Source organism: Nostocoides jenkinsii Ben 74, from assembly GCF_001046875.1.
Lineage (GTDB): Bacteria > Actinomycetota > Actinomycetes > Actinomycetales > Dermatophilaceae > Nostocoides_A > Nostocoides_A jenkinsii.
In genome coordinates this window covers 3,005,729-3,012,431 of record NZ_HF571038.1, presented here as the reverse complement: position 1 = coordinate 3,012,431, position 6,703 = coordinate 3,005,729, and the positions used below count along the sequence as shown (strand labels likewise).

The following is a 6,703-nucleotide window of genomic DNA, read 5'->3' as shown; positions in this document are numbered from 1 at the left end:
CCCCCGCCGCACCCGCATCGGAACGCGACGCCCCTGCACCGGAGCCCGCCGCCGCGGCCGCGCCCGCCCCGACTCCTGCCGCGAGCACGCCGGCGATCGCCACCGTGAACGTGGCGATCGTGGTCAGCCGTTTCATGGGCTTCCGGCTCCTCGCGCGCTACGTCGAGCCGGGCCAGCCGGCCCTGCGTACCGCATTCCTCGGCGGTGGACAGGACTCCGTCACGCGGACGAGGTAATCCGGCTCGCCGTCAACTGACGGCCCACGGTTGCGGGTCAGCGCCGGAATTGAACCGGCTTCCCCTCGTGCGTACGGGGTGGCCCGCGTGGGTCACCGCCGACCATGATACGCGGCTACTCCAGCTCGGCCTTCAGCGGGCGATCGGCGAACAACTGCTCCAGGTCGTTGATGATGCGCCCCTCGTGCAAGGCCGCGTGCACCAGCGCGGACAGCGGCATCTCGACGCCGGCCAGCTCGGCAAGCGCGTTGACGCTGCGCGCATTGACGACCCCCTCGGCCACCTGACCCAGCTCGGCCTGGACGTCCTCGAGGTGGCGACCCTGCCCCATACCGAAGCCGACGCGGTAGTTGCGCGACTTCACGGAACTGCACGTCAGGACGAGGTCCCCGACCCCCGAGAGGCCGGCCAGGGTGAGTGGGTTGCCGCCGCGGGCGACGGCGAGCCGGGTGATCTCGGCGAGACCGCGGGTGATGATCGCGGCGCGCGTGTTGGCGTCGTAGCCCATCCCGTCGCTCGCGCCACAGGCGATGGCAATGACGTTCTTGGCGCAGCCGGCGATCTCGACCCCGACGACATCCTCGGACGCGTAGGGCCGGAAGAATGGCGTGTGAAAGGCCCGTTGCACCCCAAGAGTGGACTCCTGGTGCCTGCCGGCGATCGTGACTGCCGTCGGGAACTCCCGGGCCACCTCGACGGCAAAGGACGGACCCGACAAGAACGTCAACCGCTCGTGCAGACCGGCGGGCAGGACGTCCTCGAGGACCTCGCTCATCGTCATCAGCGTCGCCACCTCGATCCCCTTGGTGACGGAGCAAATCAGGGCACTGGGCGGGATCAGCATCTGCGCCTGCTCGGCGACGACCCGCATCGCTCCCGATGGGACCGCAAAGACGACCAGGTCGACGTCGGCAAGCGCGGTCGGGAGGTCCGCCACCCCGAGAACGGTCTCGGGCAGGGTGATCCCGGGCAGATAGCGGGTGTTCTCGTGCTGAGAGATCGACTCCAGGACAGCGGTATTCACATCCCACATCGACACCGCGAAGCCCTTTGTCGCCAGGGTGTATGCCAGTGCCGTCCCCCACGACCCCGCGCCCAGCATCGCGACCCGCATCCTGGCCTCCCATCTCGACGACGCGCCCAACCCTAGCGATGGGCGCCCGTGGGCGGCGACGACGCGGCATACGACTGGCGGTTAGGGTCCCTCCGTGGCATTCGTCGGCGCCGGAACGGCCCTCAACACCGCAGCAGTTGTTATCGGTTCACTGGCCGGGCTCGGCATCGGCAATCGGCTCCCCGAGCGCACCCGATCGATCGTCACCGCCGGCCTGGGTCTGTCCACCTTGCTGATGGCGGGCTCGTCCGCGGTCGCCGTCTTCGATCCCGCCCTCAAGGCGGCTGTGGGCAGCGCCGGGATGCTCATCGTCCTCGGCGCGCTGCTCCTCGGCGGGATCGTCGGATCGCTGGCCCGAATCGAGGACCGCCTCGGCGGCGTGGCCGGGTGGGCGCAAGGTCTGGTCGCGCGCCGCCGCGGCGGGGCGTCCGCCGGCGACGCACCGGGGGAGCGGGAGCGGTTCATCGAGGGCTGGCTCACCACGACCCTGCTGTTCTGCGTCGGTCCGCTGACGATCCTCGGATCGCTCGATGACGGTATGGGGCATGGCATCGACAAACTCGCCCTCAAGTCGGTGCTCGACGGCTTCGCCGCGATGGCTTTCGCCGCGTCCTTCGGGATCGGCGTCCTCCTGTCGGCCGTCTCCGTCGCCGTCGTCCAGGGGTTGTTGACCGTGCTCGGTGTCTTCCTCGGCACGGTCCTCGACGGTGCGCAGATCGCCGCGCTCACCTCGGTCGGTGGCCTCATGCTCATCGGGATCGGCTTCCGGCTCTTGGAAATCAAGCAGATCCCGGTGGGGGACCTGTTGCCTGCCCTGCTGTTCGCGCCACTGCTGGTCAGTCTCGTCGCCGCCCTTTAAAGCCAGCCGTTCTCTTGGGCGATCCGGGCGGCGTCGGCGCGATTGCGGCCCTGCGTCTTGCCGATGGCGCTGGACAAGTGATTGCGGACGGTGCCTTCGGACAGGAAGACCGCGCTCGCGATGTCCGCGACCGAGCCGCCGGCGAGTGCCGCGCGCAACACATCGGCCTCCCGTGGCGTCAGCGGCGACTCGCCCGCTAGGAAGGAGTCGGCCGCGAGGGCGGGATCGACGACCTTGAGCCCGGAGTGCACCCGTCGGACCATGTCCGCCAACTGCCGCGCGGGGGTGTCCTTGACGACGAATCCCCAGGCGCCCGCCCGCATCGCGCGGCGCAGATATCCCGGGCGACCGAAGGTCGTCACGATGAGCACCCGTATGCCCGTGCCCGCCCGCACCAATTCGCCCGTCACCTCGATCCCGTCCCGGCCGGGCATGTCGACGTCCATCAGCACGACATCGGGTCGAGTTCGCTCGACTAGGGCCACGACCTCATCCCCGGATCCCGCCTCGCCGACGACTTCGATGTCCGGCTCCAGCGCGAGCAGTGCCGCCAAGGCACCGCGGACGAGGGCTTGGTCATCGACGAGCGCAACACGGATCACGGAGTTGATCACGAGGCGACGCTACCGACCCGCGACGACGACCTCGAAGCCCGACGGCTCCAGGTGTCGCGTCGTCACCGTCGCCCCTGCCAAGCGGGCGCGCTCGCGGAGACCACGCAGACCGTTGCCCCCGCCCACCACGCCACTCACCGCACCGCCATCCTCCCGATTGACCCCGCGCCCATCGTCAGTCACCCGAATCTGGTTGGGGGAGAGGGTGATCGTGCAGTGACGCGCGGCCGAGTGGCGCACCACGTTCGTCACACTCTCGCGCACCGTCCAGGCAAACAGTTCCTTCAGGGCCGGGTCGACATCGTCCATGGCGTTCGGGATCGTCGAGTCGATGCCCGCCGCGGCGAGCGCGGCTTTGGCCCGGGCTAGTTCGCCGGCCAACGAGATCTCGCGCACCCCAACAACCGCCCCGCGGACGTCGGCCAGTGCCTCCCGCGCCAGCGTCTCTAAGGACGCGATCTCACCGCGCGCCCGCTCAATGTCGACATCGAGCAACCGCCCCGCCAACTCGGCCTTGACGGTGATGACGGTCAGCGAATGACCGAGGATGTCGTGGATATCCCGGGCGAGTCGCCCGCGCTCCTCCTCCACCGCTAGGCGAGCGTTCTCTTGCCGCACGGCCGACAGGTCACGGGAGCGGCGGATGGCCAGCATCCCGCCGCCCATGGCAAACATCGACAACAGGATCGACATGGACACGCCGGCGTGGCGGCTCCAGCCGTCGACGAGGCGGACCACACCCTCATATGTCCCGGCGAGCGCAAACCCGACGGGGAAAGCCCACCGCATCGGCATGGTCCACAGCCCGCACACGGCCAGAAAGACCCAGGTCGAGGTGCCCGCCTGGCCGACGAGGAGGGTGTCGGCGATCGTGAGGGCGAGGACCACGGCATACCGGAAGGTCCGCCTCGCCGGCGTCCAGTGCGCCTCCGTCAGGGTCGACCCGCCGAAGATATAGCCCCGCGACTCATGAAAATGCCAGAGATAAGCCACCGCGAAGGCGACCGTGACCACGATCCCGGCCACGCCCCGCGCCGACGAGCGCGCCGCCCAAGCGGCAGCGAGCGGCTCGGCGAGGAAGACGAGCCAGAAGCGGCCGGCGCCGAGCGCCTTGATCTCGGCGGAGGTGCCGTCCGCGACGATCCGGCCCTTGCGGACGAGGACGACGCGATCGGCATACAGATCGGCCTCTTCGAGGTAGTGGGTGGCGAAGAGGATGGTGCGGCCCTTCGCGGCTTCGGCGTGGATGCTGGACCAGAAGGCGCGGCGGGCGTTGACGTCCATGCCGGTGGTGGGCTCGTCGAGGATGAGCAGCTGCGGGTCGCAGACCAGTGCCATCGCGAACCGCACGCGCTGCTGCTCCCCGCCGCTGCACTTGCCGACGAGCCGGTCGCCGAGGTCCGTGAGGCCGGCCATGTCGAGCACCTCGGCGGTGGGCCGGGCGAGCGGGAACAGCGAGGCCGTGTAGTCGATCGTCTCGCGGACGGTGAGGTCTTTGAGGAGGCCGCCGGTCTGCATGACGGCCGAGACCAGGCCGTGGCGGACGGCCTCCTGCGGGCTGAGCCCGAACACCTCAACGGTGCCGGTGGTCGGTTCGGCGAGGCCGAGGATCATGTCGATGGTGGTGGTCTTGCCCGCCCCGTTCGGGCCGAGGAAGGCGACGACTTCGCCCGGCACGATGGCGAGGTCAATGCCGCGCACGGCCCGAACCTCGCCGAAGGTCTTGGTGAGGCCGGTCAGGTCGACGGCATTCGCGATCCCTGGCCGTGTTGATGTCGTTGCGGTGGTAGCTGCCCCTGCTGTTGTGGTCATGCCTCGAGCCTCGCCCCGCCGTGGCACGGTCACTTCGACCGCCTGTCACGACCCACCCATGAGGTTTGTCATGGCCGCGTCCACCAGATGGAGGACTTTCTCCTGCTGTCTCGGACTTCTAGCTTCAAGGCAACGGAGGACAACCCACATCTCGGAGGAAGCCATGTTTACGTTCCGGTCCAGTTCGGCACGACCCAGCAAGCGCCGCATCGGCGCGCGCGCTCTGGGGGTCTCCACGGCGTTGGCAGCCCTTACGTTTGCGACGGGTGGCGGTGCCGCCAGCGCTGGCCACCGGACAGCGGATAGCCCCCGGGTCGTTAACCCACCCATCCTCATCACCATCACCGGCAACCTCTACACGATCAACCCGGATGGGACGGGGCTTAAACGGTTGACCTCGATTGGCGCGATCGGGGGTGCCGCCTATTCGCCCGACGGGACCAAGATCGTCTTCCACAAGGGGCAGGCGAACGCCCGAGACCTCTATGTCATGAAGTCCGACGGTACGGGTGTGACCCGGTTGACCAACACCTCGACGCAGGACGAGATGTTCGCCAGCTGGTCGCCCGACGGCAAACGCCTCGCGTTCGAGCGGGGTTACATGACCGGCGACCGGGGCGGGATCGCCCTCATGAACGCCACCCCGGGAGCAACCCAAACGCTGATCCACCGCAATCCCGTCGCCGGTGACGGGTACAGCGAAACCTACGGGCGGCCAGACTGGTCACCCAAGGGCGACCGGCTCGCGATCGAGAAGTGGAGCAACTACGACCATTCGTCGGTAAACCTTTATCTCATGAGCCTGACCGGCAAGCTCGGACGGCAGCTGTCAGGTGGAATGCAGGCGCAGTGGAACCCTTCAGCCACGTGGATCTCATCAACCGGAGTCGACTACGACGCCGGGGACTGGTCCCAGAAAACCAACGTGAGCACGGGAGCGGCTGGGCGGTGTCAAGGCGTCGTAGCAACGTGGGGTTGGCCGAGGAGGAGTCGTTCGAAGGATTCGCGGGGGGTGAGGTAGCCCAGGACGGCTCGGGGGCGTTCGTTGAGTTCTTCGGCGATGGAGTTCAGGTAGGGCTGATGGGCGGGGATGTTCTCGCCCTTGGGGATGTACTCACGGATCAGGCCGTTGGTGTTCTCGTTGCTGGGACGCTGCCAGGGGCTGTGTGGATCGGCGAAGTACACCGGCAGGTCGGTGGCGACGGTCAGCGCGGCGTGGCGGGCCATCTCGCTGCCTTGATCCCAAGTCAGCGAGGCGCGCATCATTTCGGGTAGGGCGTTGACGTGCTCGATCAGGACCTCGGCCAGGTCGTCGCTGGACTTGCCGTGATGCAGGGCCACGATCACGGTGTACCGGGACATCCGCTCGACCATGGTGGCTGCAGCGCTGGCGCCGTTCTTGCCGATGATCAGGTCGCCTTCCCAGTGCCCGGGTACCCTCCGCTCGGCGCTGCCGGGGTGTTCGTTCTCCCGGGCGGTGATGGGACGCATCCCCACGATCGGGGCCCCGCGCCTGCTCGATGAGCGGGGCTTTCGCTGGGTGCGCTTGGAGCGCAGGAAGACCCCGTGGCGGACCAGCTCGGCGCGGGGCATGGCGTAAATGAACTGGTAGATCGCCTCGTGCGAAGCCAGCAGGCCACCGGCCGGTAGGGAACCCTTCATGACCTCCACGGTGGCGTCCTCGGCCTCCAACTTCAACCGGCCGGCGATCTGACGGGGCGTGCGAGACTGCCGCAGATCGGCCAACACCCGCTGACCCAGCAGCGGATCGGCGGCCACCTTGCGCGGCTGCGGACGGGCGCGGCGCCGTTGGGCCCGCACGTCGGCGCTGACCACCCGATACCCACACGTCTTGGTGGAGTTCCGGGCAATCTCCCGGGTGATCACTGACCGATCCCGGCCCAGGTCACGCGCGATCCGCGCCGGGCTCCAGCCCGCCTTCAACCCAGCCGAAATCTCCGCCCGGTCCTTGATCGTCAACTGCCGTCTCGTGCCTGCCACCGGTCCAGCCTCCCAGCCTTCAGCCCCGATCCAGTGGAGGCTGTTGCTTGGACGCTATGACCCTGCC

At 68.5% G+C, this 6,703-nt stretch carries 6 protein-coding genes and 1 riboswitch; of the genes, 2 read left to right on the top strand and 4 right to left on the bottom strand.

Annotated elements, in window-relative coordinates; all coding sequences use genetic code 11:
- Positions 1-190: 190 nt before the first annotated feature.
- Positions 191-347: riboswitch (cobalamin riboswitch) on the bottom strand.
- Positions 348-351: 4 nt separating this feature from the next.
- Positions 352-1,350: an NAD(P)H-dependent glycerol-3-phosphate dehydrogenase gene (locus tag BN13_RS14345; protein ID WP_048547935.1), complete on the bottom strand. Its 999-nt coding sequence runs from the start codon at positions 1,348-1,350 to the stop codon at positions 352-354.
- A 94-nt stretch (positions 1,351-1,444) separates the two neighbouring features.
- Here BN13_RS14345 and BN13_RS14340 point away from each other — a divergent pair, with 94 nt between their 5' ends.
- Positions 1,445-2,209: a DUF554 domain-containing protein gene (locus tag BN13_RS14340; protein ID WP_048547934.1), complete on the top strand. Its 765-nt coding sequence runs from the start codon at positions 1,445-1,447 to the stop codon at positions 2,207-2,209.
- Here the strand turns inward: BN13_RS14340 and BN13_RS14335 are convergent.
- Positions 2,206-2,820: a response regulator gene (locus BN13_RS14335; protein ID WP_456152398.1), complete on the bottom strand. Its 615-nt coding sequence runs from the start codon at positions 2,818-2,820 to the stop codon at positions 2,206-2,208. The two genes, BN13_RS14340 and BN13_RS14335, sit on opposite strands and share 4 nt — an antisense overlap.
- Before the next feature lie 12 nt (positions 2,821-2,832).
- Positions 2,833-4,635: an ATP-binding cassette domain-containing protein gene (locus BN13_RS20820; RefSeq protein WP_084733781.1), complete on the bottom strand. Its 1,803-nt coding sequence runs from the start codon at positions 4,633-4,635 to the stop codon at positions 2,833-2,835.
- A 163-nt stretch (positions 4,636-4,798) separates the two neighbouring features.
- Between BN13_RS20820 and BN13_RS18855 the strand changes: the two genes are divergently transcribed.
- Positions 4,799-5,656, top strand: coding sequence for a TolB family protein (locus tag BN13_RS18855; protein ID WP_162199968.1), 858 nt, complete (start codon positions 4,799-4,801; stop codon positions 5,654-5,656).
- On the opposite strand, the gene BN13_RS14325 is transcribed toward BN13_RS18855, so the two are convergent.
- On the bottom strand, positions 5,587-6,636 hold the full coding sequence (locus tag BN13_RS14325; protein WP_235433932.1) for an IS30 family transposase: 1,050 nt from the start codon (positions 6,634-6,636) through the stop codon (positions 5,587-5,589). The genes BN13_RS18855 and BN13_RS14325 overlap by 70 nt on opposite strands.
- Between the last annotated feature and the right edge of the window lie 67 nt (positions 6,637-6,703).